This is a genomic window from Pseudomonas sp. MDT1-85 (genome assembly GCF_054898065.1).
Genome location: NZ_CM142715.1, coordinates 1,960,819 through 1,987,378 on the forward strand (window position 1 = coordinate 1,960,819; position 26,560 = coordinate 1,987,378).

Sequence of the window (26,560 nt, forward strand, 5' to 3'; positions counted from 1 at the left end):
CGCAATCCCCTGTAGGAGCTGCCGCAGGCTGCGATCTTTTGATCCTAAAGCTCCTGAGCGCGATAGGCCCCCGGCGTCAACCCCGTCCATTTCTTGAACGCCCGGTGAAACGCCGAAGGCTCGGAAAACCCCAGTTGCTCGGCAATCTGTTGCAACGACAGATCCGCGCGTCCCAGATGATAAATCGCAATGTCCCGCCGCAGCTGATCCTTCAATTCCTGAAAACTCGTGCCTTCTTCGCGCAAATGCCGACGCAAGGTTTGCGGGCTGATGTGCAGGTGCGCGGCCACCGCTTCCAGGTCCGGCCAGCGCGCACTGTCGCGGCTGAGCAAGCGCCGCAACTGGCTGCTCAGGCTGTCGCCTTCGTCGGGGCGCGATAGCAGGTCGGCGGGGGAGCGTTCGAGAAAGTGCTTGAGGGTGCGTTCGTCCTGCAACAGCGGCATGTTCAGGTAGCGACTGTGAAATAACAGACTGCTTTGCGTCGCTGTGCTCTTTACGCTGGAAAAGCTCAGCGGGCAAGAAAACAGCAAGTCGTATTCGGCCCCGTGCTCAGGCTTCGGGTAGCTGAACGTGGCCTGCTCCAGACGAATGCGCTGGCCGATCAGCCAACTGCCGAACCGATGCCAGATCACCAACAGGCTTTCGCTGAGGAAATGGTCCGGGTCCCACAGCGGCGAATCGTCCAGGCTCAGGCGAACCAGGTCGCCTTCGCGGCTCAGCGTCAGACGCGGCGCGCCGGGGAACAGGCTGTAAAACAATAAACCGCGATTGAGCGCTTTCTCCAGCGTGCGGCAGTGGATCACCGCGTGGCACATCATCGCGAAGCTGCCGGGTTTGCTCGGGGCCTGCCCGAAGCCCAGGTATTCGTCGTCCAGGGCCAGCCACAACCCCTGGATCAATCGGGTGAACTGCTCGGGTGCGATTCGGGCGCGCGGCTCCTCGAGCAACTCGGGGCTGATCCCCAGTTGCCGCAACAGACTCGAATAGTCGTAGCCACGCCGACGCGCGCCACCGAGGGCGGCGCGGGCGAAGTGGCTGGCGATGGTGCGTTCGCGCATAGAGGGCAGGTCCGTCCACTGAGCACTGGATGGTAGCGGTGCCCGTTGACGATGGACAAGGCGGATATCCGCCAAATTGCAGGACGAGGTTTGGATGCTGGGCGGAAATCCGCCACATCGTTGTAACTGATGGGTGACGAAGAAAAACCTGTAACCCTTGATGTCACAAGGCTGGCAGGGTTTTTTTCGAAGGTGGCACGGGGCTTGCGATACAAGCCGCAGAGGTCTGCCGTCGCGCAGCTCGACAAAACAAATCCCTCCAGTGCAGGAGGGTTCGCAATTGAGGTGTCAGGGACAACAGACGGATGTTGTTACTGAGGCACTCTTGAGGAACTTTGCAATGACGACTCGTCAGCCACTGTATAAATCCCTGTACTTCCAGGTGATCGTTGCCATCGCTATCGGCATCCTGCTCGGTCACTTCTACCCGCAGACTGGTGTAGCCCTCAAGCCGCTGGGTGACGGGTTCATCAAACTGATCAAAATGGTCATCGCACCGATCATCTTCTGTACCGTCGTCAGTGGTATCGCCGGCATGCAGAACATGAAATCGGTCGGCAAGACCGGCGGCTATGCGCTGCTGTACTTCGAAATCGTCTCCACCATTGCCTTGCTGATCGGTCTGGTCGTGGTCAACGTCGTGCAACCGGGCGCCGGCATGCACATCGACGTGACGACCCTGGACACCAGCAAAATCGCTGGCTTCATCTCCGCCGGTAAAGACCAGAGCATCATTGCCTTTATCCTCAACGTAATCCCGAACACCATCGTCGGCGCCTTCGCCAACGGCGACATCCTGCAAGTGCTGATGTTCTCGGTGATCTTCGGTTTCGCCCTGCATCGCCTGGGTGCCTATGGCAAACCGGTGCTGGACTTCATCGATCGCTTCGCTCACGTGATGTTCAACATCATCAACATGATCATGAAGCTCGCTCCAGTCGGCGCGTTCGGTGCAATGGCCTTCACCATCGGTGCCTACGGTGTCGGTTCGCTGGTGCAACTCGGTCAGCTGATGATCTGCTTCTACATCACCTGCATCCTGTTCGTGCTTCTGGTACTGGGCGCCATCTGCCGCGCGCACGGTTTCAGCGTCATCAAACTGATTCGCTACATCCGTGAAGAACTGCTGATCGTGCTGGGTACTTCCTCTTCGGAATCCGCGCTGCCACGCATGCTGATCAAGATGGAACGTCTGGGTGCGCAGAAATCGGTTGTGGGTCTGGTGATTCCGACTGGCTACTCGTTCAACCTCGACGGTACATCGATCTACCTGACCATGGCGGCAGTGTTCATCGCTCAGGCGACTGACACCCCAATGGACCTCACTGCCCAGATCACCTTGCTGCTGGTGCTGCTGTTGTCCTCCAAGGGCGCCGCTGGTGTGACCGGTAGTGGTTTCATCGTGTTGGCTGCCACCCTGTCCGCCGTTGGCTCCCTGCCGGTTGCCGGTCTGGCGCTGATCCTCGGTATCGACCGTTTCATGTCCGAAGCCCGTGCGCTGACCAACCTTGTTGGTAACGCCGTGGCCACCATCGTGGTCGCCAAGTGGGTGAAAGAGCTGGACGAAGACACGCTGCAAACCGAGCTGGCTTCCGGCGGTCGCGGTATCTCCGACGAGCGTGAAGTAGACGACCTGGGTGTGGCTGAAGGCCCAACCCCGGCCAGCGTCAAGTAAGTACTCTGGCTGCATTAAAAAACCCGCTTCGGCGGGTTTTTTAATGGGTGCGATTTGAGCGCAACGGTCACCGCCACTGACGCATCAGGTGATTGCCGTAATGTCCTCGGCTGCCTAGGCTTGGGGGATCGCACTGGAGAACACTTATGCTCGGTCCGCTGGCATCACTCAAGGTTCTGGATTTCTCGACACTGCTGCCGGGGCCGTTCGCCTCGTTGCTGCTGGCAGACATGGGCGCCGAGGTGCTGCGCATCGAATCGCCGACCCGCATGGACCTGCTGCGAGTATTGCCGCCGCATGATCAAGGCGTGTCGGCCAGCCACGCGTACCTCAATCGCAACAAGCGTAGCCTGGCGCTGGACCTCAAGCAGCCCGAGGCGCTGGAGGTGATCAAGCAGTTGCTGCAGGACCACGACATCGTGCTGGAGCAGTTTCGTCCCGGCGTGATGGACCGGCTCGGTTTGGGGTATGAAGCCTTGAAGGCGATCAACCCGAAGCTGATTTATGTGTCGATCACCGGGTATGGCCAGACCGGCCCCTACAAGGACCGCGCCGGCCACGACATCAACTACCTGGCGTTGGCGGGGCTTTCGAGCTACACCGGCCGCGCCGACAGCGGCCCAGTGCCGTTGGGCATGCAGGTGGCGGATGTCGCGGGTGGCTCGCTGCACGGGGTGATCGGCCTGCTGGCGGCGGTGATCGCGCGGCAGCAGACAGGGCAGGGGGAATATCTGGATGTGAGCATGACTGACTGCGCTTTCAGCCTGAACGCCATGGCCGGTGCCGGGTACCTGGCCTGTGGCGTGGAGCCGGGCAGGGAAGAGCAGATGCTCAATGGGGGCAGCTTCTACGATTACTACCGCTCGCGCGATGGACGCTGGTTGTCGGTGGGCAGTCTGGAGCCGGCGTTCATGCAGCAACTCTGCACGGCGTTGGGCCGGCCGGAACTGGCAGCTCAGGGGCTGTCACCCGAACCGGCCCGGCAACAGGCGCTCAAGGAGGCGTTGAAAGTTGAATTCGAAAAATACGACTTTGCCCAGTTGTGTGAACTGTTTGCCGGGGTCGATGCGTGCGTCGAGCCGGTGTTGAGCCTGGGCGAAGCGGTGCGGCATCCGCAGTTGAACGCACGGGAATTAGTGGTTGAGGTGCCGAGGGGCGATGGTTCGACTCAGGCGCAGATGGCTTGCCCGTTGAAGTTCTCGAATGGGTTGCCTGAGCCGCGGCATATCGGGGCGGGGGTGGGGGAGCATACGGATCAGGTGTTGGGGGCGTTGGGGTTTAGTGTTGAGCGGATCGAGGAGTTGCGCCGTGCCAGGGTGGTTATGTAGTGACTGGTTAGACGCCATCGCGAGCAGGCTCGCTCCCACAGGGGGATCTGTTGTGAACATTATTTTGGAACGCCGCAGATCAATGTGGGAGCGAGCCATTATTTGGGAACGCCGCAGATCAATGTGGGAGCGAGCCTGCTCGCGATGGCGTCGGCACGCACACCACAAAATCCGCTATTCGACCCGCATCTCCCCACTAAACACCAATGTGCTCCTGCACCGCCGACACAAATACCGTCGCCCCTGCCTCACCAAACCATGACGCTGCGCTGAAAACGGGAAATCGCTGTCGGCGCACGGGCATTTATAGATGTAGCGGGTCACGCTGCGGCGTTTGACGTCGTAGGTGTGGCAGCGGTTGGGCGGCAGTTCGTAAACACCGCGCATGATCAGTTGCCACTCTTCACCATGGGGCTGGATGCGGTCGCCGAACAGTTGATGGGCGATCAGGTGCGCGACTTCATGCGCCACGGTCTGCTTGAGGAAGTCTTCGGTGTTTTCCCGGTACAGCTGCGGATTGAAGCGCAGCAGGTTCTCGTGCAAATGCGCGACACCGGCTTTTTGCCCGCGCAGCTTGAGGCTCACCACGGGGCGTTTGAAAGGTCGTTTGAAAAAGGATTCGGCTTGTTGGAAACAGTCTTCGACGCGGGTATTGAGTTGCTCGGGCATGCTTGATGGATCTCCAGAGACGTCGAGTATGCCGCAACCCTCGGGACTTGCGAATCGCTCAGGCGCCGAATGGTCGTTGCCCGCATTAGAAGGCCGCCTTGCGGCGGCCTGTGTTGGCAGATCTTGTTTTTGGTGGGTGTGTTGCTAATTGGTATAGACCGGCCCCACGCCGAGTCCCCAGACAATTACCGTGAACGCCATGATAGCCACCAGCACCACCAGTCCTACGGCGAGCACCGAGCTTGAAAACAGGAATCCCTCGTCCGAAGGAATATTCATGAACGTGGGCAGGCCCACATACAGCAGGTACACCGTGTAGCAGATGGCTGCGGTGCCGACGATCATTCCCAGCCACATGTGCGGGTACAGCGCCGCCAGACCGCCGATGAACAGTGGTGTCGCGGTGTACGTGGCGAACGCGACACAGCGTGCCAGGCTCGGGTTGGCGTCATAGGTGCGGGCCATCCAATGGATGAAAGCCCCCATCACCGCAACACCGCCGAGCATCGCCAGGTACGACATGATGGTCATCCACAGCGCGCTTTCCATGGTCAGCATCACCGGCGCTCGATTACCAATGACCCAGCCGACCTGCGTGGTGCCAATAAACGCCGACACGGCAGGGATCGCCGCCAGAATCAGGGTGTGCGTGAGGTACATGTGGCTGATGCTTTCCTCCTGGTCGCCACGGATTTCTTTCCATTCCTGGTCAGGGTGGGTGAAGAGCCCCACTACGTGATGGATCATGCCAGTCACTCCTCTTGTTGTTGCCATCGCCCCCCAGCGGAGCGCTTACGGGCCAAAGTGGCCAGGTAAGTACAGGTCTGAATACGTGTGCGACCTTATGCCGCAGTATAGAAAGGAGTTACCGGTAATAGTGCGAGGGGCTTAGAGCAAATCGCGCTGTAAAGCACCTTGTTAATCGCGCAAATGCATTGGAAGTTGATCTTCGCCGGTACTGAATTGGTTGAAGATCATGGATATGTACCGGGATCTCGTAGGAGCTGCCGAAGGCTGCGATCTTTTGATCTTGATCTTCAGTGGTGTTGAAATAGCCCAAATCAAAAGATCGCAGCCTTCGGCAGCTCCTACGGGGATTGCGATTCTCCGGCCTCTTCGCCCCGAAAGGGTTTTTGCGTAAAATGCCGGCCTTTCGTCACACCTCACGGATTTCGCGTCATGGGCACTCTTACGGTCAACCAGAACAAACTGCAAAAGCGCCTTCGCCGCCAGGCGGGTGAGGCTGTCGCCGATTTCAACATGATTGAAGATGGCGACAAGGTCATGGTCTGCCTGTCCGGTGGCAAGGACAGCTACACCATGCTCGACGTGCTGATGCATTTGCAGAAGGTCGCCCCGATCAAATTCGACATCGTGGCCGTGAACATGGACCAGAAGCAGCCAGGCTTTCCCGAGCACGTGCTGCCGGCTTACCTCAAAGAACTGGGCATCGAATACCACATCGTCGAAAAAGACACCTATTCCGTGGTCAAGGAGCTTATTCCTGAGGGAAAAACCACCTGCTCGCTGTGCTCGCGCCTGCGTCGCGGCACGCTCTACACTTTTGCCGATGAAATCGGCGCGACCAAAATGGCCCTCGGTCATCACCGCGACGACATCGTCGAGACATTCTTCCTGAACATGTTCTTCAACGGTTCGCTCAAGGCCATGCCGCCGAAGCTGCGCGCTGACGACGGTCGCAACGTCGTGATCCGCCCGCTGGCGTACTGCAACGAAAAAGACATTCAGGCTTACTCGGACTTCAAGCAATTCCCGATCATCCCGTGCAACCTCTGCGGCTCCCAGGAAAACCTGCAGCGCCAGGTGGTTAAAGAGATGTTGCAGGAGTGGGAGCACAAGACGCCGGGCCGTACCGAAAGCATTTTTCGCAGCTTGCAGAACGTGATCCCGTCGCAACTGGCGGACCGCAATCTGTTTGACTTCACCAACCTGCGCATCGATGAAACCGCCGCATCGCGGTTCGTCAACGTGGTCAATCTCTGACACAAATTGTGTGGGAGCGAGCCTGCTCGCGATAGCGTTCTGTCAGACACATCAGTGTTGACTGATACGGCGCCATCGCGAGCAGGCTCGCTCCCACAGTTGGTTTTTTGCTTCAATCCTCAGGAGAGGGCATGCGCGACTACAAGTGGCTGAACGAATACTGCTTGAACCGCTTCGGTTCGGCGGCTGAACTGGAAGCCCATCTGCCCGTTCCCAAGACCCCGGCGCAATTGCGCAAGATCAGTGACGACCGCTACCTCTCGACCATGGCGTTGCGGGTATTCCGCGCCGGGCTCAAGCACAGCCTGGTGGACGCCAAGTGGCCGGCGTTCGAAGAAGTGTTCTTCAAGTTCGACCCGGAAAAAGTCGTACTGATGAGCGCCGAGCATCTTGAGCGCCTGATGCAGGACGCGCGAATCATTCGCCACCTAGGCAAGCTCAAGAGCGTGCCACGCAATGCGCAGTTCATTCTGGACGTGGCCCATGAGAAGGGCAGTTTTGGCGCGTTGATCGCCGAATGGCCGGTGACCGATATCGTCGGTTTGTGGACCTACCTGAAAAAACACGGGCATCAGTTGGGCGGGTTATCGGCACCGCGATTCTTGCGCATGGTGGGGAAGGATACCTTCGTGCCGAGCTATGACGTAGTGGCGGCGCTGAGTGCGCAGAAGATCGTCGACAAGGTGCCGACCAGTTTGCGGGACCTGGCCTCGGTGCAGAATGCGTTCAACCAGTGGCATAAAGAGAGCGGTGGACGGCCGATGAGCCAGATTTCGATGATGCTGGCTTACACAGTGAATCATTGAGACCGAGTTGCCCGCTATCGCGAGCAGGCTCGCTCCCACAGGGGATTTGTGAACGACACTAATCCAATGTGGGAGCGAGCCTGCTCGCGATAGCGGTGTATCAGGCGACGGAGGTCTCGCCTTCACCCGCCAACTTGCGATTCAACTGAAACCGCCACCGCACATACAACATTGCCGAGCAGAACACCGCCAGGCTCGCGCCCATCTCCAGTAAACCGAACAACTGCCGGTTCGGGTCATAGGCGGCCAATGCGCCCTTCATGAAATACAGGTTCACCACAAAACACATCCACGAATGCCCGCGGGCGCTGCCGACGATCATCCCCGGCGCCATCAGCAATAGCGGCACCAGTTCGATCAGCAGAATCACCCACGGCCGCGCGCCATGCAGGTCGGCGAATACCAGATAGTAGACGCAGAGCAGTCCCACCAGGCCGAAAAAGCACAGCAGACTGATGACGCGCATCGCCCGTACTCGCGGTTCGAGCCATTCGATGGAAGGCAGAATCTTCGGCTTTTTGGCCATGTCAGCTCACCAACTTTTGCGCAGTCTTCGCCAACCGCAGGCCCAAGGCCCGGCACAGCGCAACTTCGTGTTCATTCAAACCGCTTTTGCCATCGGCACCGGCGTGATGGCTGGCGCCATAAGGCGTGCCACCGCCACGGGTTTCCAGCAGCGCCGACTCGCTGTAAGGCAGGCCGGTGATCAGCATGCCGTGGTGCAGCAACGGCAACATCATCGACAGCAGCGTGGTCTCCTGGCCGCCGTGCAGGCTCGCGGTGGAGGTGAAGACGCCGGCCGGTTTGCCCACCAGGGCGCCGGTCAGCCACAGATTGCTGGTGCCATCGAGAAAGTATTTTAACGGTGCGGCCATGTTGCCGAAGCGGGTCGGGCTGCCGAGGGCCAGGCCGGCGCAGTTCTTCAAGTCGTCGAGGCTGGCGTACAGCGCGCCTTCATCGGGAAGGTCCGGCGACACGGCTTCGCACTCGGTGGAGATCGCCGGCACCGTGCGCAACCGGGCTTCCAGGCCGGCCTGCTCGACACCACGGGCAATCTGCCGGGCCATTTCATTGGTCGAGCCGCTGCGGCTGTAATACAGCACCAAAATATACGGCGCACTCACGGCAGCAACTCCAGCACATTCTCCGGCGGGCGGCCGATGATGGCTTTGTCGCCAACTTCGAGAATCGGTCGCTCCATGAGTTTCGGGTGTGCGGCAATGGCAGCGATCAATTGCGCCTCGCTCAAACTGTTGTCGGCCAGGTTGAGGGTTTTGTACTCGTCCTCGCCGGTGCGCAGCAATTGCCGGGCGCTGATGCCGAGCTTGCTCAGCAGGCTCTGGATTTGCGCGGCGTCCAGCGGGGTTTCCAGGTAGCGGACCACGGTCGGGGCCACGCCACGACCTTGGAGCAGTTCGAGCGCACCGCGGGATTTCGAGCAGCGCGGGTTGTGATAAAGCGTCAGATCGGTCATGTGCGGGTCGCATCTTGCGTAAGGTGGCGGCTATTCTAACTGTGCGGCGCGTAATCCAGAACCTTGGGAGGCGATGGGTCGCAGGTGCATTTCATTTTTGACAAGGATCGAGACATGACAAGGCGACTGGCAGCGGCATTGGCGATCATGGGGGCGTTATTGTTGGGGGGCTGCGGCAACGACTATGGCGTCGACCAGAACGGTCACAAAGTCGCCGCCGAGCGTCTGGACAAACAATGGCTGGTACTCAATTACTGGGCCGAATGGTGCGGCCCGTGCCGTACCGAGATTCCCGAGTTGAACGTGCTGGCCGAGCAGCTCAAGGGCAAGAAGATCGGTGTGTTCGGGGTCAACTTCGACAATGTGCAGGGCGAAGAGCTGAAAAGCGCCAGCGAGAAACTGGGGATCGCCTTCACTGTGCTGGCCCAGGACCCGGCCGACCTTTTCGAATTGCCGCGCAGTGAAGCGCTGCCGGTGACTTACATCATTGATGACAAGGGCAGGGTGCGGGAACAGTTGATGGGCGAGCAGACGGCGGCGGGGGTGATGGCGAAGCTTGAAGCGTTGCAGGCTAAAAATTGAGTTGTTGTTGAGAAAAAGATCGCAGCCTTCGGCAGCTCCTACAGGTGTTCGGCAATCCATGTAGGAGCTGCCGAAGGCTGCGATCTTTTAGGGTGTTAACCCTCTTCAAGCCACCAACGCAACGGCTTGCCTTGCGCCGGCCAGAAGCGCATCTGGTCGATCGGTGAAACATCCCAGCGCTGCACGTTTTCCAGCGCCTGCAGGAAGCGTTTTTCCTGCTCCATCAACGCCGGCGCACACATTTTGCGGGTGCTGCCGACTTTGCCGAAGCTCAGCTTGTCGCCTTCCAGGGTATACGGCGCGAACCAGTGGTTGCAGCCGCCATTGCCATAAGCCCGACCGTCTTCATCGAGGGTGATGGTCAGATGGCTGTAGTCCATCAGCGGACGCTCGCCGATCCATTCCAGAATGTAGCTGCGGTTGTGTTGCAATTGCACCGGTTCGGCGGCGCAGCCCAACAGACTGGCGCCGGCCATGGCGGTCAGAGCAAGGCGTTTCATCACGCAGGCTCCTGGCACTTCTTGCACAGGTGCTTGTCGGCAACTGTGGCCCAGCCCAGCTCGGCAATGCGCGCGGTGGCCGCCGGTTTTTCCGCCTTGTTGCCCAGCTTGGCGTCGACCGCGAACTCAAAGTTCAGCTCTTTGGCGCAGCTGTCGCAGTTGACTTTCCAGGTGTGGATCGCCAGTTCGCCGAACACCGGACCACTAGCCACCGCGACCCATTGGCCCGGCGGGTTGATCAGATGGCGAACCGTTTCGACGGTCAGGCGCATGGACAAGTCCTTGCTGCCTTTAAGGGTCACTACCAGCACGTCGTTATTACGAATCGAGCCGCCGTTGCCGGTGACTTGATAACGCCCCGGCACGAGGGCGCGGCATTCGGTGAGGGTGTGTTGCGGGTTCATCAGGCTATAGCGGAAATCGTGTTCGACCATGGGTCCTCCAAATATGCGCGATATGCTAGCACGGGCATGAACGCAGCATGGCGCGGGCATGTGACCTTCGATCTGGTTCAGCTACCCTCGACCTGATTCTGTGGCGAACCGGCCGCCCAGGCCGCGATGTTCTGCAAGGTGGTCGCGGCAATCGCGCCTAGGGCTTCGCGGGTGAGGAAGGCCTGGTGCGCCGTGATGATTACATTCGGAAAGGTCAGTAGGCGCGCCAGCACATCGTCCTGTAGCGGCAAGTCGGAACGATCCTCGAAGAACAGCTGCGCCTCCTCTTCATAAACATCCAGTCCCAGATAACCCAATTGGCCGTCCTTCAACGCATCGATCAGCGCCGGCGTGTCGACCAGACCGCCACGCCCGGTGTTGATCAACATCGCACCGGGCTGCATGTGCGCCAGTGACTCGCTATTGATCAAGTGTTTGCTTTGTTCGTTGAGCGGGCAATGCAGGCTGATGATCTGCGACTCGGCCAGCAGTTGCGGCAAGCTCAGGTAGCGTGCGCCGAGTGCTTCGACTTGCGGGTTCGGGTAAGGATCACAGGCCAGCAACCGGCAGCCGAAGCCGTTCATGATTTTCGCGAAGGTCGCGCCGATCTGCCCGGTACCGACGACGCCGACGGTCTTGCCCACCAGGTCGAAACCGGTCAGCCCGTGCAAGCTGAAATCCCCCTCGCGCGTACGGTTGTAGGCACGGTACAGTCGGCGGTTAAGCGCCAGAATCAGCGCCACCGCGTGTTCGGCCACCGCGTGAGGCGAGTAGGCCGGAACCCGCATAATCGCCAGCCCCAGACGTTTGGCCACCGCCAGGTCGACATGGTTGTAACCGGCCGAGCGCAGGGCGATCAGGCGTGTGCCGCCGGCGGCCAGACGTTCAAGTACCGGAGCACTGAGGTCATCATTGATGAAGGCACAGACCACTTCGTGATGCTCCGCCAGCGCCACCGTGTCGAGGCTCAGGCGCGCCGGCTGGAAATGCAGCTCGATGCCGGCGGGCAGGTCTGCGCTCAAAAAACTGTCACGGTCGTAGGTCTGGCTGCTGAAAAGAATCGTGCGCATGCTGTCCTCCTGGAAATCTCAGGCTTTCGTAGCAGCTGGCGAAGCCTGCGTTCGGCGGCGCAGCCGTCGTGAGAAACCTGTATCCGCGGCTTATTTGAAAGACCGCAGTGCCTGATTTTACGACTGCTGCGCAGCCGAACGCAGCCTTCGGCAACTGCTACAGACCTTGAGCTTAGCCTTCAAGGCGTCCGGAGTTATTGCGCTGTATCAGGCATTGATGCGTGCTTGGGCCGCCAGGCGATTGATGGCTCGTTCGAGTTCTTCCAGTGCGCCGGGGGCTTTTGCGTCCTGTTGCTTGAGCAGGGTTTCACTGCGCTGGCAGGCGGCGCGCAGTTGCGGGACACCGCAATAACGGGTCGCCCCATGCAGGCGATGGACTCGCTCGATCAGCGCATTCTGGTCATTGGCTTCACGGGCGACGCGGATGGCCTCGCGGTCGGCTTCCAGGGAAGCCAGCAGCATGGCCAACATATCCGCCGCCAGATCGGCCTTGCCGGCTGCCAGGCGCAGGCCTTCGTCGTGATCGAGCACCTGCAAGTCGTTACCGTTGTTGCTCTCGCTGGAGCGCTCCGGCCCCAGATTGCGTAACGCCAGGCCGGTCCATTTCAACACCACCTGCGCCAGTTGCCGTTCGCTGATGGGTTTGGTCAGGTAGTCATCCATGCCGCTTTGCAGCAATGCGCGTTTTTCGTTGGCCATCGCGTGGGCGGTGAGGGCAACGATCGGCAGCGGCGTGCAATGCCGCTCGCTTTCCCACTGGCGAATGGCTTCGGTGCTTTGGCGGCCATCCATGCCGGGCATCTGCACGTCCATCAGCACCAGGTCAAAGGTCTCGTTCTGCACTGACTTGACCGCGGCGTAACCGCTTTCCACCGCGAGCACCTTGGCGCCCATGTCTTCGAGCAGGGTTTGCACCAGTAACAGATTGGCCGGGTTGTCGTCGACGCAAAGGACCTTCGGCGCGCGACTGGAAAGCGGCTCGCCGGGGTCGCTGCGCTGCTGGCGCGGGTTGACCATATCGGACAGGGCCCGACGCAGTTTGCGCGTGCAGGCCGGTTTGGACTGCAGCTGGCTGTGGGGGTTGGGCACCGAGAGGTGGAACAGCGTCAGTTCGGTGGTCGGGCACAGCACCAACACTCGGCAGCCCAGGTGTTCGAGGTCCCAGATATGCTGGTTGAGGCGCTCCGGCGGCATGTCATTGCTGGTGATGCCGAGCACCGCCAGGCCGATGGCCTGATCGGTTTGATGAGCGCCGGTCACGCCATTGGCCAGGCTTTCCAGAGTGTTGAACGGCGTGACTACCAGGCCGCAGTCTTCCAGTTGATGCTGCAAGGCCTGACGGGCCAGTTCATGGTTTTCCAGGACCGCCACCCGATGACCGAGCAAGGGTGGGCCGGGCAGGTCTTCGGCGTCGTCGCGAGCTTTGGGCAGGCTCAGACTGATCCAGAATTCCGAGCCTTCGCCCGGTGTGCTGTCGACGCCGATCTCGCCGCCCATTTGTTCGATCAGGCGTTTGGAAATCACCAGCCCCAGGCCGGTGCCGCCAGGTTGCCGGGACAGCGAGTTATCGGCCTGGCTGAAGGCCTGGAACAAGGCGCGCACGTCCTGATTCGACAGACCGATGCCGGTGTCCTGAATGCTGATGCGCAGTTGCACGCTGTCTTCATGCTCTTCTTCGAGCATGGCCCGGGCGACGATGGTGCCTTCGCGGGTGAACTTGATCGCGTTGCTCACAAGGTTGGTGAGGATCTGCTTGAGTCGCAGCGGATCGCCCACCAGCGACAAGGGCGTATCGCGATAAACCAGGCTCACCAGCTCAAGCTCTTTGGCGTGGGCGGCCGGGGCGAGGATGGTCAAGGTGTCTTGGAGCAGGTCGCGCAGGTTGAACGGAATATGGTCGAGCACCAATTTGCCGGCCTCGATTTTCGAGAAGTCGAGAATCTCATTGATGATCCCCAGCAAGCTGTCGGCGGATTTTTCGATGGTGCCCAGGTAATCGAGCTGGCGCGGGGTCAATTCGCTTTTTTGCAGCAAATGAGTGAAGCCGAGAATGCCGTTGAGCGGTGTGCGGATTTCATGGCTCATGTTGGCCAGGAACTCGGATTTGATCCGGCTCGCCTCCAGGGCTTCCTTGCGCGCCAGGTCCAGCTCGATGTTCTGGATCTCGATGGTTTCCAGGTTCTGACGCACATCTTCGGTGGCCTGGTCGACGCTGTTTTGCAATTCTTCCTGAGCGTTCTGCAGGGTTCCGGCCATGCGGTTGATGCCGGACGCCAGTTCATCCAGCTCCTGGCTGCCGAGGGGCGGCAGCCGGGTTTCCAGATGACCGTCCTTGAGCTGTGCCACGGCTTGTTTGATCTGGCTCAGCGGCCGGTTGATGGTCCGGCCCATGCGCAACGCCAACAGCGCCGCACCGACCAGGCCCCCGCCGATCAGCAGCAGGCTGGCGAACAGGCTGCGGTAACCGCGCAGCAACATGCCACTGTGTGACAGTTCGAGTTCGACCCACCCCAGCAGGCGGTCGGCTTCATCGGGGATCAGGTCGCCGGCCAGGTTGCGGTGCTTGCCGAACACCGGCAGCAGGTAGCGCGTGGCGTCATTGCCACTGCGGCGCAGCAGCTGCGAACCGGCGCCCAAAGGAGCCTGATTGAGCATGGTCGGGCCGGCATGGGCCAGCTGTGTACGGTCGGGGGCGAGGAAAGTCACCGCGCGCACGTCGGTTTGTTCCAGGAACTGGGTGGCGATGCGTTCCAGCAGGTCATTGTCTTTGCGACCCATCGCCGGGGCCACCAGCGGTGCCAGCTGTTCGGCAATCATTTCGCCGCGCTGCATGAGTTGGGATTGCAGGTCCGATTGCTGCATCCAGGTGAAATAGCCGCCAAGCACCAGCGCCATCAGGGTGGTCGGCAACAGGGTCAGCAACAGCACGCGGCCTTTAATTCCCAGTTTCTTGAGCACGCATCTCTCCCGCATCCAGCTGTTTATTGACCTGCACATGCGTCCGGCACGCGCCACCTGCGCAGTGTAGCGATTTGCATGCGGGCAATCTTCGTAAAATTGATGTCGTCATTCGTCGGCCGGTTCAGTGCTTTGGTCTCGGGGGGCAAACCTTGAGTTGCCCTTGGCGAGGCAATCTGCTGCCGGGGCTGGACCGAGCGCCTGCAAGGCTCGGTGGCCCTGTAACAGCAATTGCTGCGCGATCTGTCCCATGAGTTGCGTACGCCGCTAAGTCGGCTGCAGGTAGCCAGCGAAAGCGAACAAGACCTGCCTGGCCCCAGGCACTGGAAAACATTCTGCGCAGTGTCATTCGTCATTCCCCCAAGGGCGGTGTCGTGACGCTCGATGGGCGGCGGAATCGCGACTTATGCCTCTCGTGACTGGCGGACGAGGATCTTGAACGGATCTTCTCGCCGTTCATCCCACTTGATGGTTCGCGGCGGCGGGATGGTGGGTTTGGATTGAGTTTGGGCATTGCGAGGAAGGGGGTGCGGCGCCAAGGCGGGCGGCTCTGGGCTGAGAACACGGGGTCTGGGTTGCGGCTGAATATGCGGTTGATGGCTGGTGTCGCCAGTGATGGTGGTTTCGCGAGCAGGCTCGTTCCCTCCGTGGACTGGTGCCAGCCAAGAATACTCTGATCAACCCGAATCCGCTGTGGGAGCGCACTCGCGAAGAGGCCCTTTGCATCACCAGACTCGGCGTGACCAGATCTCCAAATAGGGTCAGCACTGGTGGAGGTAAAAGGGGCTGTAGAACGAAAATCTCATAGTTTGAACTTTTTCAATCTATCGCTGTGCTGAAAGCGGGGGGGGGTTAATAGCAGATAGGTATAAGTTTTGTGCATGCCATGCCGACACCAACGACAAAGGGGACAAAAAAACAGCTTTGACATTTTGTGGAATCTTAAAGCCGGTGGTTCTTTTTAACAAAAAAAGAAAAAGCGACGTCGAAATTAAAACTATCATCATCCAGCCAAAAATATTACAAGACTCTATCAAGGAAAACACTCCTAAGTGCGTGGCTAGCGAGTATTAATGACGACGGTGTATTGAACAGAAAATAATAACAACGCTATGTCTGTATTAAAATAATGAAATCTCAGTCAGTAGCGACCAAGATTTCGACAGAAGTTGATTAGGCGGCGTCGCTGCCGCCTCCAAACGCTCGTAGCAGGATATTCCCAAGGTACTTTGCTTTGATCTCGATTTATAGGGTTATCTGATTCAGAGCTTTTAAAGACAAATAATTACATATTTTGTGCACATTAGCGCTGTAATGACAGTGAATGGGATAAAGAGAAATGCTTTGATAACTTGTGGAAGTTCAAAGCCGTTGATTCTTTTTAAAAGAAATAGAATGAGCGCGATCAAAATCCAAATCAACGCGGTCCATCCCATTGTAAGAAGAAACTCTAGCAAGGGAACCACCTCTTAGTATGTAGCTAATTGAATATAAATGACGGCAGTATTTCGGGCAACGTTTGATAGCAAAGGATGACAGATACTTCATAAACGACCAATAAACCACACATGGCAAAAAAAGATGTGCGTATTTAGCGTGAGATAGTTGGGGAGCGTTTCCATGGCGGCAAGGCTTCGAGGTCTTTTTGAAATAGCTTACGGTAGGCGCTCAAGTGCGTGCCGTATCATCGCTTGTCAACCGATCACGAAAGTTTCTTGCATAGAGTTGTGAAATGCGTGTTGCTCAGTTAGGTGCCTCTCGCAATATGATGTTTGAAAGTTTAAGTAATCTATTGTGCGGTCCCGTAAATGTGTGGATTCCATTTTGAACTACGTGTGTGATCACTTCAGGCTTGCAACAGTGAAAAATACTAAAGATCCTTTTTTTTGGAAAATACACTCCATCTTCTTTTTCGGAGTAATCGATGGCGAGCATTGCGCTCCTCAGCATGTCTTTCTTTATGTCAGCATAGATTCTTAGCTCAGAAAATGCTTCATTGTGATAAATTTTTTTTACAGTTATAGCTAAAAAACCTATAGTTCCACTTACAACACCCCCAATCAAGAACGTGTCTGTTAGACCGATTTTTTCCATAAAAACAAAAACTAAAACTATCAACATAAAAGCCAATGCAGTTTTTTCAGCCAATAAAAGGAGCTTCAAAAAATTTGCTGATAATTGGTCTCTTATCTTGAACTTTTTCAAAGTATTCTTAATCATGAATTCAATTTCACTGCCAAATCCTCTTGTAATTTTAAGTCTATTGGACGTACTCACACTCAGCCAAGATACGTCCAGCAGAGTTCTGGTTTAGTTACTTAGCACCACCAGAGGGCGTTTGAGGAAAAAAAGAAGATCCCTGAAAGGCACTTGGATTCCAAGAATTGACTGCATTTTTCCCAGTATTATAAATTGTTTCTCCTGCCAGAGCCCCCACTCCACTCCCAATTGCCGCACCTGGCGTGCTCATCCCCACTCTACCCCCTATAGCGGCGCCCGCGGCAGCGCCTAAAGTAGCTCCTGCGTTTCCTGCAAAAGTGGTACCTGAGTCGGCGCCTGAAATTTGCGATATTTCGATATTGGATAACTTTCTCATGACAAATTTTCCTTCTTGGGAGTTAATAATAGGCAGATCTTTGTTTGTACAGCGTTTTAATTTTTTGCACCATTACATTACACAGTGCCGGTTTTTTATAAGTGGGCACAAAATATTCGCTCCTCGGCTAATGCTCACACCTTTCGTTTGAATGTATATCTATATATTTAGCTGCGGCACACGCTACAAACTAAGTTTGCTTTAACATTGATGTGTTCCTAGTGTTAGGTAGTTGTCGCCTCAAGTCATGAATCGCGCGCAAACAAATTAAGCTTCACGCGTAAAATTTTCATGGCGCGCCCTACTTCTCCAAGGCAATGGAGTAGCTTCCGATTCTTTTGACTGAATGATCTCTGTTTCGATGGCCCCAAAATACTTTGTTGATTCCACGTTCTCGGAAATGTTTTTTCAGGTGTTTAATCGCCTCAGCTGTGCCGCCTAAAGGAAAGCAAAAGTCAACAATCCATGTCTTACCCCCTTCATTCCATTCCGACGTGTGAAGTAAGAAGCTAGGGTCTTGTAGTAAACGCAGTTCGCTGTCTGGAGCTAAGTGAGCCCAAGTCACGTAACCAATAGGTGTGTCGGTGTTATCGAAAAAAAATAAAATCTGTTTGTGATCTATAGCGGGGGCTATCCAGAGCTGCAAGGTCATAATTTGAAACAGAGAGTAATGTCTGCACATGAATATGACCAGGCAAGCAAAACCAATAAGTTTTGCTCTGTCCGGTGAGGGGTCAGTTCTGTAGCTCGTATAAAGCTCAAAAATCTTTATCATTAATAAATTCCAATACCGACGAAGAAAGTAACCATAAAAGCAGTTCTGACCCTTTGGGTGAACTCAAATCAAAAGTTTGGTTCAACAAAAAATTTCCATAGTTGTCGAGTCAAAAATTTGAAATTGTCCAGAAGAGGATGCTTGCAAATAGAAAACTCTCCCGAAACAATTCCATAAAACAGTATCATGCAAAAATGAACATGATCACGTTGCCATAACGCAGTGGTGTTTTCTCAATAGTAGGTCTCGATATCTGTAAAAAGGTAAAATTGTTTTTTCATGTAAGCTACTCCAAACTTCCCGGTAAAAGCCTAGTGCCATTTTTAGGTCTGTATGATACTCACTGAGCTCAACAAGTGTATCGATCGACAGTGAGCGGTTAACAACAGTTTGCAACGTAAACATGCCGGATGCTGGATCAAACCAGATGGATAGTGCGCTGCTCAACCAGAACGGAACACATTGCCCCTGTTCATTGCCTAGGTTAAACTTGGCACTAAGCGTAGCCTCTTCTGAAAGTGTTTTATAGGCTGCTTTTTTATCTGCTTGTACGCTGATTTCGATATGTTCAATTTGTCCTTTAATATCGTGCAGCAGACTATTGCTACGATTGAGTCGAGTTGTATTTATTAACATACTACGATAGAAATTTTGCAGGTTAATATCATGTTTGTCGGCGATCTGGGAGGCTAGGGAAGGTCTGAAGTAGTCACCGATGTTTTGATATCCCTTCATTGGGCGCTCAAAAAAACGGTGACCTGACAAAAATCAGGCTTTGGCGCTTTTTAATTCATGTCTTTTCCTTGAATCGCACCTTTTCTCGGTGCATTTCGCATCACGGGCGCACCTCTCCTACATTCAACAACCGCTTTCGCACCATCCACAGATTCGACAACGCGAACAACGTCGTCTGCTGAGCGATGTTTTTCGCCAGACCACGAAAGCGCACTTTCGTATAACCGAACTGGCGCTTGATGACCCGAAATGGATGCTCAACCTTGGCCCTGAGCTGGGCCTTGGTGTATTCGATTTTGCGGCGCAGACGACCGATCAAACTCTCCTTGTCGTGCTTTTTATAGGTGCTGGGCCGCGCCGCAATCGACCAGATCATCTTACGGTTCTGGTGCTCTGGACGCTTGTCCACGCCCGTGTAACCCGCATCGCCAGACACGTACGTTTCCTCGCCGTGCAACAACTGATCGACCTGGGTCACATCCGCGACATTCGCCGCCGTGCCCACCAGGCTATGGACCAAGCCGGATTCGGCATCGACACCGATGTGCGCCTTCATTCCAAAATAGTATTGGTTTCCTTTCTTGGTTTGATGCATTTCCGGATCACGTTTGCCGTCCTTGTTCTTGGTCGAACTCGGCGCGTGAATGATCGTCGCATCGACCACGGTACCTTGGCGCAACAGCAAGCCTCGATCGCCCAGATAACCGTTGATGACCTGCAAAATCCCACCGGCCAGTTCGTGTTTCTCCAGCAGGCGGCGAAAGTTGAGGATCGTGGTTTCATCGGGAATCCGATCCAGATGCAGCCCCGAGAACTGGCGCAGGATCGTGGTCTCGTAAAGGGCTTCTTCCATCGCCGGATCGCTGTAGCCGAACCAGTTCTGCATCAGATGAACCCGCAACATGGCCAGCAACGGATAGGCCGGACGACCACCGTCGCCCTTCGGATAATGCGGCTCGATCAAGGCAATCAAACCCTTCCAGGGCACCACCTGATCCATCTCGATCAGGAAGCGCTCGCGGCGGGTCTGCTTACGTTTTCCGGCGTACTCGGCATCGGCGAAGGACATTTGTTTCATCGGGCTCAACCGTTCAGTTCGTGTGAGGCGAGTATTTCACCAAATCTGGAAGTCTTTTTCAGAGTTTCCCTAGGTCAAGCAGTTTATTATAACTTGATAGCAATTGGCTGATCGCTGTGGCGTCCGTCCTTAACCATGATAAATTTGCGACCGAAGCATTAGCCCTGCTTGACAGTAACTCATTGAATAACCGCGCAGTCCAGCGCTCATAACCACTCCAGCCTCCCTCCAGGGTAATTGCATTCACCGTAAAATCATCGAGCGCCAAAAACTTGCGCAGACTATTAGAAAAGTTTATAAACTCCGCGCTGTCCACTAGCATTCGCAGTATCCATAGAGGGAATCCCACCTGTGCTACCTGATACAGCTTCAACTGCTTGTCGTACGTATTGGTAAAGTGGGCGGTTGTTTTTTCTAATATATGCGTAGATTCTTCAACGGTGATTACAGAGTATTTACTCAAGTAGTAACACAGGCTCTGTAAGCTCTCGGCTGCAGGAAAATGTTCAGTGTTGAATATGTTAATGCCAACTCGATAACGTTCAATAAGATGGGTGAACAAGCGGGTGTCGCTCAAGTCCAGCCAAGCCCCATCGAGGGAGAGATTCGATGCACTGACATTGTAATGAATAATGTGCTTCGCCTTGGCCGCAGCGAACTGCTCTGCAAATCTCGCAGCAAGCTCAAGAAGTCCAAACTTCAAGCGTTCGCTCATACTGCTAGCTGTTGGCGCAACGCCTGCACCTGGCAGGAAATCAACCAATTTTGCTATTACACTTTTAACCCGCTGGGCATCTTTACATAGCCTGTTTAGCTGCTTTTCTTCGAAGTAAATAGCCCTAATAAAATGAGCCGGGCGAACGACAGGCTGGTGAACCAGCAGCCCGCGGGGAGTTAAAATTCCTTGCGTCTCATACTTACACCCAGTGTCCAAGACGGCAACGGTTCGAATGGCACCGAAGGGAAGTGCTACATTTATAATTTCGGACCAAATAGACTCATAAATAGCCGCAGCTAAGGATAGATTGCCATCGCCATGATCTGCATCGACATTTTTGCCAACCAATTGATTGGGGCCCAGCCCTTTGAGTTGCCATGAACCATCGAAACCGCAGCGTCCACCGCCGCCATTACTGAGTATGCCGTCGCCACCATAGCGCTCGGCCATAAATGTTTTAACGGTGGATTGGCCATGGGCCGAAATTGAGTCAGACCTAACAACATAGCTGTAAGCGTTGAGAATGGTTTCCGAGGATTTTCCGTCCGCCAGTGTTTCATTTAGGTAAGCAATACTGCATCCTTCAAGCTTTTCGGTTTCAAAATTTATAAAGCATTCCTGTAAATCAGACAACTGCATCCTTTTCGTCATAATTGATCACTTCTATTCTGAACCCGAAAATCCACCTGTCTACATGCGGAATCACTATCCGTATAAAGCGCCATCCAATACAGATACAACATCAGATATAGAAACAGCATGGTGGCGATTGCAGGTAATTACGTTAGCTCTAAAGACTGACCAATACGACCCTACAGATGTAGGGTGGCCACGGGCACAGCGCTGTGCGAAAGTGAAAAGGTCAAGTATCTGAGGATAACTACCAATAGGGCGTCTGAAATTGCAGTCGACACGATTTGTTAAATAGCGGTGTGATTATTCGCCCGGTATTACAAAGCAAATTTCAGGGGCAGGCGCGCCATTCCAACAATTGCTTTGATTTAAAAACCACTGTGGATGATTCGAATGAGCAATTGATGAGTTTTATCCCGCGTAACTTTGCTCGCCGTTCACGGCGCCAATGAATATTTCAGCTGGCTTTTTTCGATGCCGGTGGGAAGCATAGTGCTCAGGTAACAACCTGGTCACAGTCTAAGGAAGGAAAAATGTGTGAGATCAAAGACTCCGCTGTTTCGACTTGAAGCACTGGCCTCACGACAGGGTAACTGGCTCGGTGACATCATGTTGGTCAGGCCCGTTTCATTCACTGTATTGACGCTGATTGCAGTACTGTTTGCCGTTTTGGTGGTCACCTTTTTCATCTGTGGCAGCTATACCAAACGCAGTACGGTGCCGGGGCAGTTGGTTCCATCTTCGGGGCAGCTGAAAATTTACTCTCCACAATACGGTGTGGTGCTCGAACGTTTTGTCGATGAAGGGCAGTTAGTCGAACAGGGAGTTCAACTGTTTCGCCTTTCCAGTGAGCGTTTTGCGGGGAATTTGGGACCGATACAGGCAGAGGTGAGCGATCAGCTAGCGCAACGACATCGATCCTTGGGTGAGGAGTTGACGAAACGAAAGCAGCTTCAGGCTGAAGAGCGCCAAAGTCTGAAAAGCAAGCTCGAAAGTTTACGACAAGAGTTGGTGACATTGGCGAAGCAAGTGGCCAGCCAGGAGAAGCTTGTACAGCTGGCAACCAATGCCGCCGGTCGTTATCAGGGACTGATGGATAAAGGCTACATCTCCATGGATCAGCTTCAGCAGCGTCAGGCTGAACTCTTGGGCCAGCGCCAGACTCTTCAAGGCTTGGCTCGTGAAACTACGGCGTTGACACAGCAACTGGTCGAGCGTCGACACGAGTTTTCGGGGCTCTCGGCATTGCACGACAATCAGCTCGCCAGCATCCAGCGATCATTGTCCAGTGTCCAGCAGGAGCTTATCGAAAGCGAAGGCAAGCGCACGCTGATCATCACGGCCCCCCAAGAAGGCGTAGCAACCGCCATTCTTGTTGAGCCGGGCCAGACCGTTGATAGCTCACGATCATTAATGAGCATCGTGCCCGCCAATTCCCGCCTACAAGCAGAGTTGTACGCGCCGAGTAAAGCCATCGGCTTCGTTCGTACGGGCGATCCGGTAATGGTTCGTTACCAGGCTTATCCATACCAGAAATTCGGCCAGCATCGTGGCAACGTGCTGTCTATCTCCAAAGCCACCATGTCTGCCGCTGAGCTTGCGAACATGACCGGAAGTGTGCCGGGGCTTGGGCTGAGCGGCGAACAGATCTACCGCATTCGCGTTGATATTGAAGCGCAATCCGTCTTGGCTTACGGCAAACCAAGACCGTTACAAACCGGCATGCTAGTTGAGGCAGACATTCTGCATGACACTCGCCGCCTCTATGAATGGGTACTTGAACCGCTCTACAGCTTGACTGGCAAACTCTAGGGGCAAATGCATGAACTATCTCGACGCAATCAGCTTGCGCCTGGGCCGGCGGCTGCCCCTGATCCTACAAACCGAAGCGACAGAGTGCGGCTTGGCCTGTCTTGCGATGATTGCGGGCTACCATGGTCATCACGCAACACTGATGGAGCTGCGACGCCAGTTCAGCGTGTCGCTCAAGGGAATTACGCTCAAACAGCTGATACAGACAGCTGATCAGATGAAGCTCGGCACTAGGGCGGTGAGGCTTGAACTGGAGGACTTGAGCAAGCTCAAACTGCCGTGTGTATTGCACTGGAACCTAAACCATTTCGTCGTGCTCAAGGTCGTAGACGGTCAGCGTCTTACTTTGCATGACCCGGCTCATGGTATCCGGCAGTTGAGCCTGGCCGAGGCTAGCAAATCGTTCACCGGTGTTGCCCTTGAGGTGTGGCCCTGCAGCGACTTTGAAAAGCAGGAAGCCAAGGCCCAACTGAAATTGATGAGCATGCTGGGACGGGTAAGCGGTCTTTATCGCGCCTTGGCGCAGATTCTGTTACTGGCTCTGGTCCTGGAAGTATTCTCGCTGGTTAGTCCTTTTTTGCTGCAGTGGATCATCGACAACGTACTAGTCACTCAAGACCGTGACCTGCTGACGACGTTGATCATCGGCTTTGGTCTGTTACTGCTGATGCAACAACTCGTCAGCGCTATACGGGCGTGGGTGATGATGCACACGAACACCCTGTTGAGCGTGCAATGGCAGGCAAATGTATACAGTCATCTGCTGCGCCTGCCGATCCAATACTTTGAAAAGCGCCATCTGGGCGATATCGTCTCGCGCTTTGGCGCTATTGGCGCGATACAGGGGACACTGACAGCCGCCTTCTTTTCTACGATTCTGGATGGGCTGATAACCATCGCGACACTCGTCCTCATGATTATCTACAGCCCGTTGCTGGCAGCCATTGCGGTGACTGCCATGTCCTTCTACACAATGGTTCGCTGGGCTTGGTACCGACCCTTACGCCGGGCAAGCGAGGAGCAGATCATTCATGCTGCTCGACAGGAAAGCCACTTTCTGGAAACGGTGCGCGGCATGCGCACAATAAAACTGTTCCAACGCCAGAGTGAACGACGCTCTGCCTGGCTTGGATTGCTCGTGGAGCAGATCAATGCAGGGTTACGAACCCAAAAGTTGCAACTGATCTACACCCAGCTCAATGGCTTGATTTTCGGTCTGGAAAATCTACTGGCGCTCGGGCTGGGTGCGTCCATGGTGATGAACAACCAATTCAGCGTCGGCGTACTAATGGCTTTTATCGCCTACAAATCCCAGTTTATAGGTCGCGTGGCCTGTTTGGTCGACCATCTGTTCGAACTGCACATGCTGCGTTTGCAAGGCGAACGCCTCGCCGACATTGTCATGCACCCACCAGAAGACAACCGCGGCACGTTGAGTTCCCCGACCTGTATCTCGTGCCCGGTCGATATTGATATCAAAGGTTTGAAGTACCGCTATTCCGATCAAGAGCCGTTCGTGCTGGATGGCATCGACCTACACATTGGTCAGGGGGAGTCGGTGGCCATCACCGGAGCTTCGGGCAGCGGAAAGAGCACGCTGATCAGTCTGCTGCTGGGAATCTTCCAGCCCACCCAAGGCCAGATCCAAATTGCCGGTAGCGAACTGCACCACCTGGGTATGGAAGCCCTTCGCAGCAAGATCGGTACGGTGATGCAGGATGATTGCCTGTTTGCCGGCTCACTGGCAGACAACATCGCATTCTTCGAACCCATACCTGACTTGGAGTGGGCTATGGAATGCGCACGCAAAGCATCAATTCACACTGACATAGTGGCCATGCCGATGGGCTACAACACCCTGGTTGGTGACATGGGGACGGTGTTGTCCGGCGGGCAGAAGCAGCGTGTATTGCTGGCCAGAGCGCTCTACAAGAAACCCTGCATTCTGATTCTTGACGAGGCAACCAGTCATTTGGACGTGAAGTGCGAGCAACAGGTAAATGATGGAGTACGGACACTTGAGATTACTCGCATCATTGTCGCTCATCGCTCGGAGACGATCGCCTCAGCAGATCGAGTGGTGATACTGGAAGCTGGCCGGATTGTCTTGGACCAGCCCACCACGGTAACGATGTTTCATTCGACGGGTGATGTCGCACTGTGATGAATATAGCTTTGGCCGCCACCCTACTGGCTTGTCTTTGCGCCTGGTCACCGTTGACCGTGGCGGTGGATATGGATGTATTTAAGACCGATCGGGATGTCTCTCGCACTGCGATCAAGGACGTTGATAGCTTGACTTGGTCGTGTGAAGTGGGCTCTGTACCTGCGCTTTTGACGCTGGAAGAAATGATAGAGCGGGTACTTTGTCACGACCCACAGTTGCGACAGGCCTGGGCTAATGCCAAGGTCCAAGCGGCCTTAGTCGGCGTGAAGCAATCGGCGTATCTCCCAAGACTCAACGGCAACTCTGGTATCACCAGTGGTCGTAACGACACCGAGTATGAACTGCGTGGGGAATATTCCCGTCACGGCCATCAACGCCAGCTCGAAAATCGCCTGGGTCTTAGCTGGGTATTGTTTGATTTCGGTCGCCGCGAAGCGGCTCTGCGAAATGCACGACAACTGCTAATTGCGGCAAACGCTAATCAGGACGGGCAGTTGCAGCAGGCCTTCGTGCTGACGGCGCAACTGTACTACGACACCCTCGCTGCACAAGGTAGCCAGATTGCCGCAATCAAGGTCGCCGCATTGGCGGCCGAAAATCTCAACGCCGCAAGCGCCAAGTATGCAGCGGGAGCTGCGGCGCTCTCTGACCGACTGCAGGCACAAACTGCATACTCGCAGGCGAGCCTGAACGAAGTTCGCAGCACGGGTGCCTTGCGAAATGCCAAAGGCCTTATCGCACTGCGTATGGGATTGCCGCCGCAAACATCTTTAGAGTTGGCGGGGAGCCTAAGTCGGCGTCCGGCCACCCTGTTTATCAAAAGCGTTGACGATTTACTGGAACAAGCACGGCAGGATCATCCATCGCTTATTGCCGCCAAGGCCAAGCTGGATGCGGCGAAAGCTGCCATTGACGAAAGCCGAGCCGTCGGGCGTCCTACCCTATCGTTTATCGCAAACATCTCCGATGTGCGGACCAACCAATCAATGGACTACAACGGCGATAGTCGAATGCGTGACAACAGCGTTGGTCTGCAACTAAATATTCCGCTGTTTGAAGGTTTCGAACGCGCCTATCAAGTGCGGGGGGCTCAGGCACAGTTCGAGGCAAGTGAAGCGGAGCTTTCGGATGTTGAACAACGTATTTCTTTGGAGCTGTGGGCCAACTATCAAACGCTCAACATCGAAACGCATTCACTGGAAAGAACCGCCGAGTGGGTGGAGCAGTCAAATCAGGCCCTGCAAGTTGTGCAAGGGCGCTATAGCTCTGGGGCCGGGAACATGATCGAACTTCTGAACGCATTGAGCGCTTATGCCACAGCGGAACAACAACATATCAACACATTGAAAATCTGGCAGCTGGCGCGACTAAAACTGGCAGCAAGCCTAGGACGCTTGGGTTTCTGGACGCTATAGCCATGTGCCTCCGAGCAGGAAGTAACAGAATGTATTAACAATAAACATATATATCAATTTCAGGACACTACTG

The 26,560-nt window shown here is 55.4% G+C and carries 24 protein-coding genes and 1 pseudogene; 9 read left to right on the plus strand and 16 right to left on the minus strand.

Going from position 1 to position 26,560, the window contains the following annotated elements; genetic code table 11:
• Positions 1–44 precede the first annotated feature (44 nt).
• Positions 45–1,058, minus strand: coding sequence for an AraC family transcriptional regulator (locus ACYZT2_RS08845; protein ID WP_461971492.1), 1,014 nt, complete (start codon positions 1,056–1,058; stop codon positions 45–47).
• A gap of 340 nt (positions 1,059–1,398) precedes the next feature.
• Between ACYZT2_RS08845 and ACYZT2_RS08850 the strand changes: the two genes are divergently transcribed.
• Positions 1,399–2,733, plus strand: coding sequence for a dicarboxylate/amino acid:cation symporter (locus ACYZT2_RS08850; RefSeq protein WP_461971493.1), 1,335 nt, complete (start codon positions 1,399–1,401; stop codon positions 2,731–2,733).
• A 146-nt stretch (positions 2,734–2,879) separates the two neighbouring features.
• Entirely contained in the window at positions 2,880–4,061 is a 1,182-nt protein-coding gene (locus ACYZT2_RS08855; RefSeq protein ID WP_461971494.1) for a CaiB/BaiF CoA transferase family protein, read from the plus strand.
• 174 nt (positions 4,062–4,235) lie between these two features.
• On the opposite strand, the gene ACYZT2_RS08860 is transcribed toward ACYZT2_RS08855, so the two are convergent.
• Positions 4,236–4,730 (minus strand): SprT family zinc-dependent metalloprotease, encoded by a 495-nt coding sequence (locus ACYZT2_RS08860; protein WP_008011643.1) that lies wholly within the window; start codon positions 4,728–4,730, stop codon positions 4,236–4,238.
• A 144-nt stretch (positions 4,731–4,874) separates the two neighbouring features.
• On the minus strand, positions 4,875–5,477 hold the full coding sequence (locus tag ACYZT2_RS08865) for a Yip1 family protein (protein WP_030131100.1): 603 nt from the start codon (positions 5,475–5,477) through the stop codon (positions 4,875–4,877).
• Positions 5,478–5,909: 432 nt separating this feature from the next.
• Between ACYZT2_RS08865 and ttcA the strand changes: the two genes are divergently transcribed.
• Positions 5,910–6,734: a tRNA 2-thiocytidine(32) synthetase TtcA gene (gene ttcA, locus ACYZT2_RS08870; protein ID WP_461971495.1), complete on the plus strand. Its 825-nt coding sequence runs from the start codon at positions 5,910–5,912 to the stop codon at positions 6,732–6,734.
• A gap of 131 nt (positions 6,735–6,865) precedes the next feature.
• Positions 6,866–7,540, plus strand: a complete 675-nt coding sequence (locus ACYZT2_RS08875) for a DNA-3-methyladenine glycosylase I (protein WP_461971496.1) — start codon at positions 6,866–6,868, stop codon at positions 7,538–7,540.
• Between the two features lie 100 nt (positions 7,541–7,640).
• Here ACYZT2_RS08875 and ACYZT2_RS08880 read toward each other — a convergent pair whose 3' ends face one another.
• The 3 genes from ACYZT2_RS08880 to arsC are packed head-to-tail and all read right to left on the minus strand — an operon-like array spanning position 7,641 to position 9,014.
• Complete coding sequence (locus ACYZT2_RS08880) at positions 7,641–8,066, minus strand: DUF2069 domain-containing protein (protein WP_038979465.1); 426 nt, start codon at positions 8,064–8,066, stop codon at positions 7,641–7,643.
• A 1-nt stretch (position 8,067) separates the two neighbouring features.
• A complete protein-coding gene (wrbA, locus tag ACYZT2_RS08885) occupies positions 8,068–8,664 on the minus strand; it encodes an NAD(P)H:quinone oxidoreductase (protein WP_461971497.1) in 597 nt (198 codons plus the stop codon).
• Entirely contained in the window at positions 8,661–9,014 is a 354-nt protein-coding gene (gene arsC / locus ACYZT2_RS08890; protein ID WP_461971498.1) for an arsenate reductase (glutaredoxin), read from the minus strand. The genes wrbA and arsC overlap by 4 nt, the downstream gene beginning before the upstream one ends.
• Positions 9,015–9,128: 114 nt before the next feature.
• Here arsC and ACYZT2_RS08895 point away from each other — a divergent pair, with 114 nt between their 5' ends.
• Positions 9,129–9,596: a TlpA family protein disulfide reductase gene (locus ACYZT2_RS08895; RefSeq protein ID WP_461971499.1), complete on the plus strand. Its 468-nt coding sequence runs from the start codon at positions 9,129–9,131 to the stop codon at positions 9,594–9,596.
• 95 nt (positions 9,597–9,691) lie between these two features.
• Here ACYZT2_RS08895 and ACYZT2_RS08900 read toward each other — a convergent pair whose 3' ends face one another.
• The 4 genes from ACYZT2_RS08900 to ACYZT2_RS08915 all read right to left on the minus strand — a co-directional run bounded on the left by ACYZT2_RS08900 (position 9,692) and on the right by ACYZT2_RS08915 (position 14,558).
• A complete protein-coding gene (locus ACYZT2_RS08900) occupies positions 9,692–10,096 on the minus strand; it encodes an META domain-containing protein (RefSeq protein WP_461971500.1) in 405 nt (134 codons plus the stop codon).
• The gene (locus ACYZT2_RS08905; protein WP_460147430.1) at positions 10,096–10,530 is read right to left on the minus strand and encodes a hypothetical protein; all 435 of its coding nucleotides are present in this window, start codon (positions 10,528–10,530) and stop codon (positions 10,096–10,098) included. The genes ACYZT2_RS08900 and ACYZT2_RS08905 overlap by 1 nt, the downstream gene beginning before the upstream one ends.
• Before the next feature lie 77 nt (positions 10,531–10,607).
• A complete protein-coding gene (locus ACYZT2_RS08910) occupies positions 10,608–11,600 on the minus strand; it encodes a 2-hydroxyacid dehydrogenase (RefSeq protein WP_461971501.1) in 993 nt (330 codons plus the stop codon).
• Between the two features lie 207 nt (positions 11,601–11,807).
• The gene (locus tag ACYZT2_RS08915; protein ID WP_461971502.1) at positions 11,808–14,558 is read right to left on the minus strand and encodes a response regulator; all 2,751 of its coding nucleotides are present in this window, start codon (positions 14,556–14,558) and stop codon (positions 11,808–11,810) included.
• Positions 14,559–14,750: 192 nt separating this feature from the next.
• On the opposite strand from ACYZT2_RS08915, the pseudogene ACYZT2_RS08920 reads away from it, so the two are divergent.
• Positions 14,751–15,235, plus strand: a pseudogene (locus ACYZT2_RS08920) (ATP-binding protein); the annotation flags it as partial.
• Positions 15,236–16,301: 1,066 nt separating this feature from the next.
• Here the strand turns inward: ACYZT2_RS08920 and ACYZT2_RS08925 are convergent.
• From ACYZT2_RS08925 to ACYZT2_RS08950, 6 genes are all read right to left on the minus strand, one after another.
• A complete protein-coding gene (locus ACYZT2_RS08925; RefSeq protein WP_461971503.1) occupies positions 16,302–16,778 on the minus strand; it encodes a hypothetical protein in 477 nt (158 codons plus the stop codon).
• A 94-nt stretch (positions 16,779–16,872) separates the two neighbouring features.
• The gene (locus ACYZT2_RS08930) at positions 16,873–17,154 is read right to left on the minus strand and encodes a glycine zipper domain-containing protein (RefSeq protein WP_461971504.1); all 282 of its coding nucleotides are present in this window, start codon (positions 17,152–17,154) and stop codon (positions 16,873–16,875) included.
• Positions 17,155–17,455: 301 nt separating this feature from the next.
• Positions 17,456–17,929 carry a toxin-activating lysine-acyltransferase gene (locus tag ACYZT2_RS08935; RefSeq protein WP_461971505.1) on the minus strand — a complete coding sequence of 158 codons (474 nt, stop codon included), beginning with the start codon at positions 17,927–17,929 and terminating at the stop codon, positions 17,456–17,458.
• A gap of 204 nt (positions 17,930–18,133) precedes the next feature.
• Positions 18,134–18,664 carry a hypothetical protein gene (locus ACYZT2_RS08940; protein ID WP_461971506.1) on the minus strand — a complete coding sequence of 177 codons (531 nt, stop codon included), beginning with the start codon at positions 18,662–18,664 and terminating at the stop codon, positions 18,134–18,136.
• A gap of 100 nt (positions 18,665–18,764) precedes the next feature.
• The gene (locus ACYZT2_RS08945) at positions 18,765–19,742 is read right to left on the minus strand and encodes an IS5 family transposase (protein WP_461971507.1); all 978 of its coding nucleotides are present in this window, start codon (positions 19,740–19,742) and stop codon (positions 18,765–18,767) included.
• Between the two features lie 58 nt (positions 19,743–19,800).
• Positions 19,801–21,093 carry a hypothetical protein gene (locus ACYZT2_RS08950; RefSeq protein WP_461971508.1) on the minus strand — a complete coding sequence of 431 codons (1,293 nt, stop codon included), beginning with the start codon at positions 21,091–21,093 and terminating at the stop codon, positions 19,801–19,803.
• 555 nt (positions 21,094–21,648) lie between these two features.
• Between ACYZT2_RS08950 and ACYZT2_RS08955 the strand changes: the two genes are divergently transcribed.
• Genes ACYZT2_RS08955 through ACYZT2_RS08965 form a run of 3 tightly spaced genes read left to right on the plus strand, consistent with a single transcriptional unit; the run spans position 21,649 to position 26,487 of the window.
• Positions 21,649–22,905 carry an HlyD family secretion protein gene (locus ACYZT2_RS08955; protein ID WP_461973043.1) on the plus strand — a complete coding sequence of 419 codons (1,257 nt, stop codon included), beginning with the start codon at positions 21,649–21,651 and terminating at the stop codon, positions 22,903–22,905.
• A gap of 10 nt (positions 22,906–22,915) precedes the next feature.
• The gene (locus tag ACYZT2_RS08960) at positions 22,916–25,069 is read left to right on the plus strand and encodes a peptidase domain-containing ABC transporter (protein WP_461971509.1); all 2,154 of its coding nucleotides are present in this window, start codon (positions 22,916–22,918) and stop codon (positions 25,067–25,069) included.
• 5 nt (positions 25,070–25,074) lie between these two features.
• A complete protein-coding gene (locus tag ACYZT2_RS08965) occupies positions 25,075–26,487 on the plus strand; it encodes a TolC family protein (protein WP_461973045.1) in 1,413 nt (470 codons plus the stop codon).
• The last annotated feature ends 73 nt before the right edge of the window (positions 26,488–26,560 follow it).

What these genes read in the sequence shown, in the direction of transcription:
- ACYZT2_RS08930 (WP_461971504.1), bottom strand. Translation starts at nt 17,154, where the DNA reads ATGAGAAAGTTATCCAATATCGAAATATCGCAAATTTCAGGCGCCGAC.
- ACYZT2_RS08935 (WP_461971505.1), bottom strand. Translation starts at nt 17,929, where the DNA reads ATGATAAAGATTTTTGAGCTTTATACGAGCTACAGAACTGACCCCTCA.
- arsC (WP_461971498.1), bottom strand. Translation starts at nt 9,014, where the DNA reads ATGACCGATCTGACGCTTTATCACAACCCGCGCTGCTCGAAATCCCGC.
- ACYZT2_RS08940 (WP_461971506.1), bottom strand. Translation starts at nt 18,664, where the DNA reads ATGAAGGGATATCAAAACATCGGTGACTACTTCAGACCTTCCCTAGCC.
- ACYZT2_RS08895 (WP_461971499.1), top strand. Translation starts at nt 9,129, where the DNA reads ATGACAAGGCGACTGGCAGCGGCATTGGCGATCATGGGGGCGTTATTG.
- ACYZT2_RS08875 (WP_461971496.1), top strand. Translation starts at nt 6,866, where the DNA reads ATGCGCGACTACAAGTGGCTGAACGAATACTGCTTGAACCGCTTCGGT.
- ACYZT2_RS08925 (WP_461971503.1), bottom strand. Translation starts at nt 16,778, where the DNA reads ATGATTAAGAATACTTTGAAAAAGTTCAAGATAAGAGACCAATTATCA.
- ACYZT2_RS08860 (WP_008011643.1), bottom strand. Translation starts at nt 4,730, where the DNA reads ATGCCCGAGCAACTCAATACCCGCGTCGAAGACTGTTTCCAACAAGCC.
- ACYZT2_RS08880 (WP_038979465.1), bottom strand. Translation starts at nt 8,066, where the DNA reads ATGGCCAAAAAGCCGAAGATTCTGCCTTCCATCGAATGGCTCGAACCG.
- ACYZT2_RS08855 (WP_461971494.1), top strand. Translation starts at nt 2,880, where the DNA reads ATGCTCGGTCCGCTGGCATCACTCAAGGTTCTGGATTTCTCGACACTG.
- ACYZT2_RS08945 (WP_461971507.1), bottom strand. Translation starts at nt 19,742, where the DNA reads ATGAAACAAATGTCCTTCGCCGATGCCGAGTACGCCGGAAAACGTAAG.
- ACYZT2_RS08845 (WP_461971492.1), bottom strand. Translation starts at nt 1,058, where the DNA reads ATGCGCGAACGCACCATCGCCAGCCACTTCGCCCGCGCCGCCCTCGGT.
- ACYZT2_RS08865 (WP_030131100.1), bottom strand. Translation starts at nt 5,477, where the DNA reads ATGATCCATCACGTAGTGGGGCTCTTCACCCACCCTGACCAGGAATGG.
- ACYZT2_RS08960 (WP_461971509.1), top strand. Translation starts at nt 22,916, where the DNA reads ATGAACTATCTCGACGCAATCAGCTTGCGCCTGGGCCGGCGGCTGCCC.
- ACYZT2_RS08910 (WP_461971501.1), bottom strand. Translation starts at nt 11,600, where the DNA reads ATGCGCACGATTCTTTTCAGCAGCCAGACCTACGACCGTGACAGTTTT.
- ACYZT2_RS08900 (WP_461971500.1), bottom strand. Translation starts at nt 10,096, where the DNA reads ATGAAACGCCTTGCTCTGACCGCCATGGCCGGCGCCAGTCTGTTGGGC.
- ACYZT2_RS08905 (WP_460147430.1), bottom strand. Translation starts at nt 10,530, where the DNA reads ATGGTCGAACACGATTTCCGCTATAGCCTGATGAACCCGCAACACACC.
- ACYZT2_RS08850 (WP_461971493.1), top strand. Translation starts at nt 1,399, where the DNA reads ATGACGACTCGTCAGCCACTGTATAAATCCCTGTACTTCCAGGTGATC.
- ttcA (WP_461971495.1), top strand. Translation starts at nt 5,910, where the DNA reads ATGGGCACTCTTACGGTCAACCAGAACAAACTGCAAAAGCGCCTTCGC.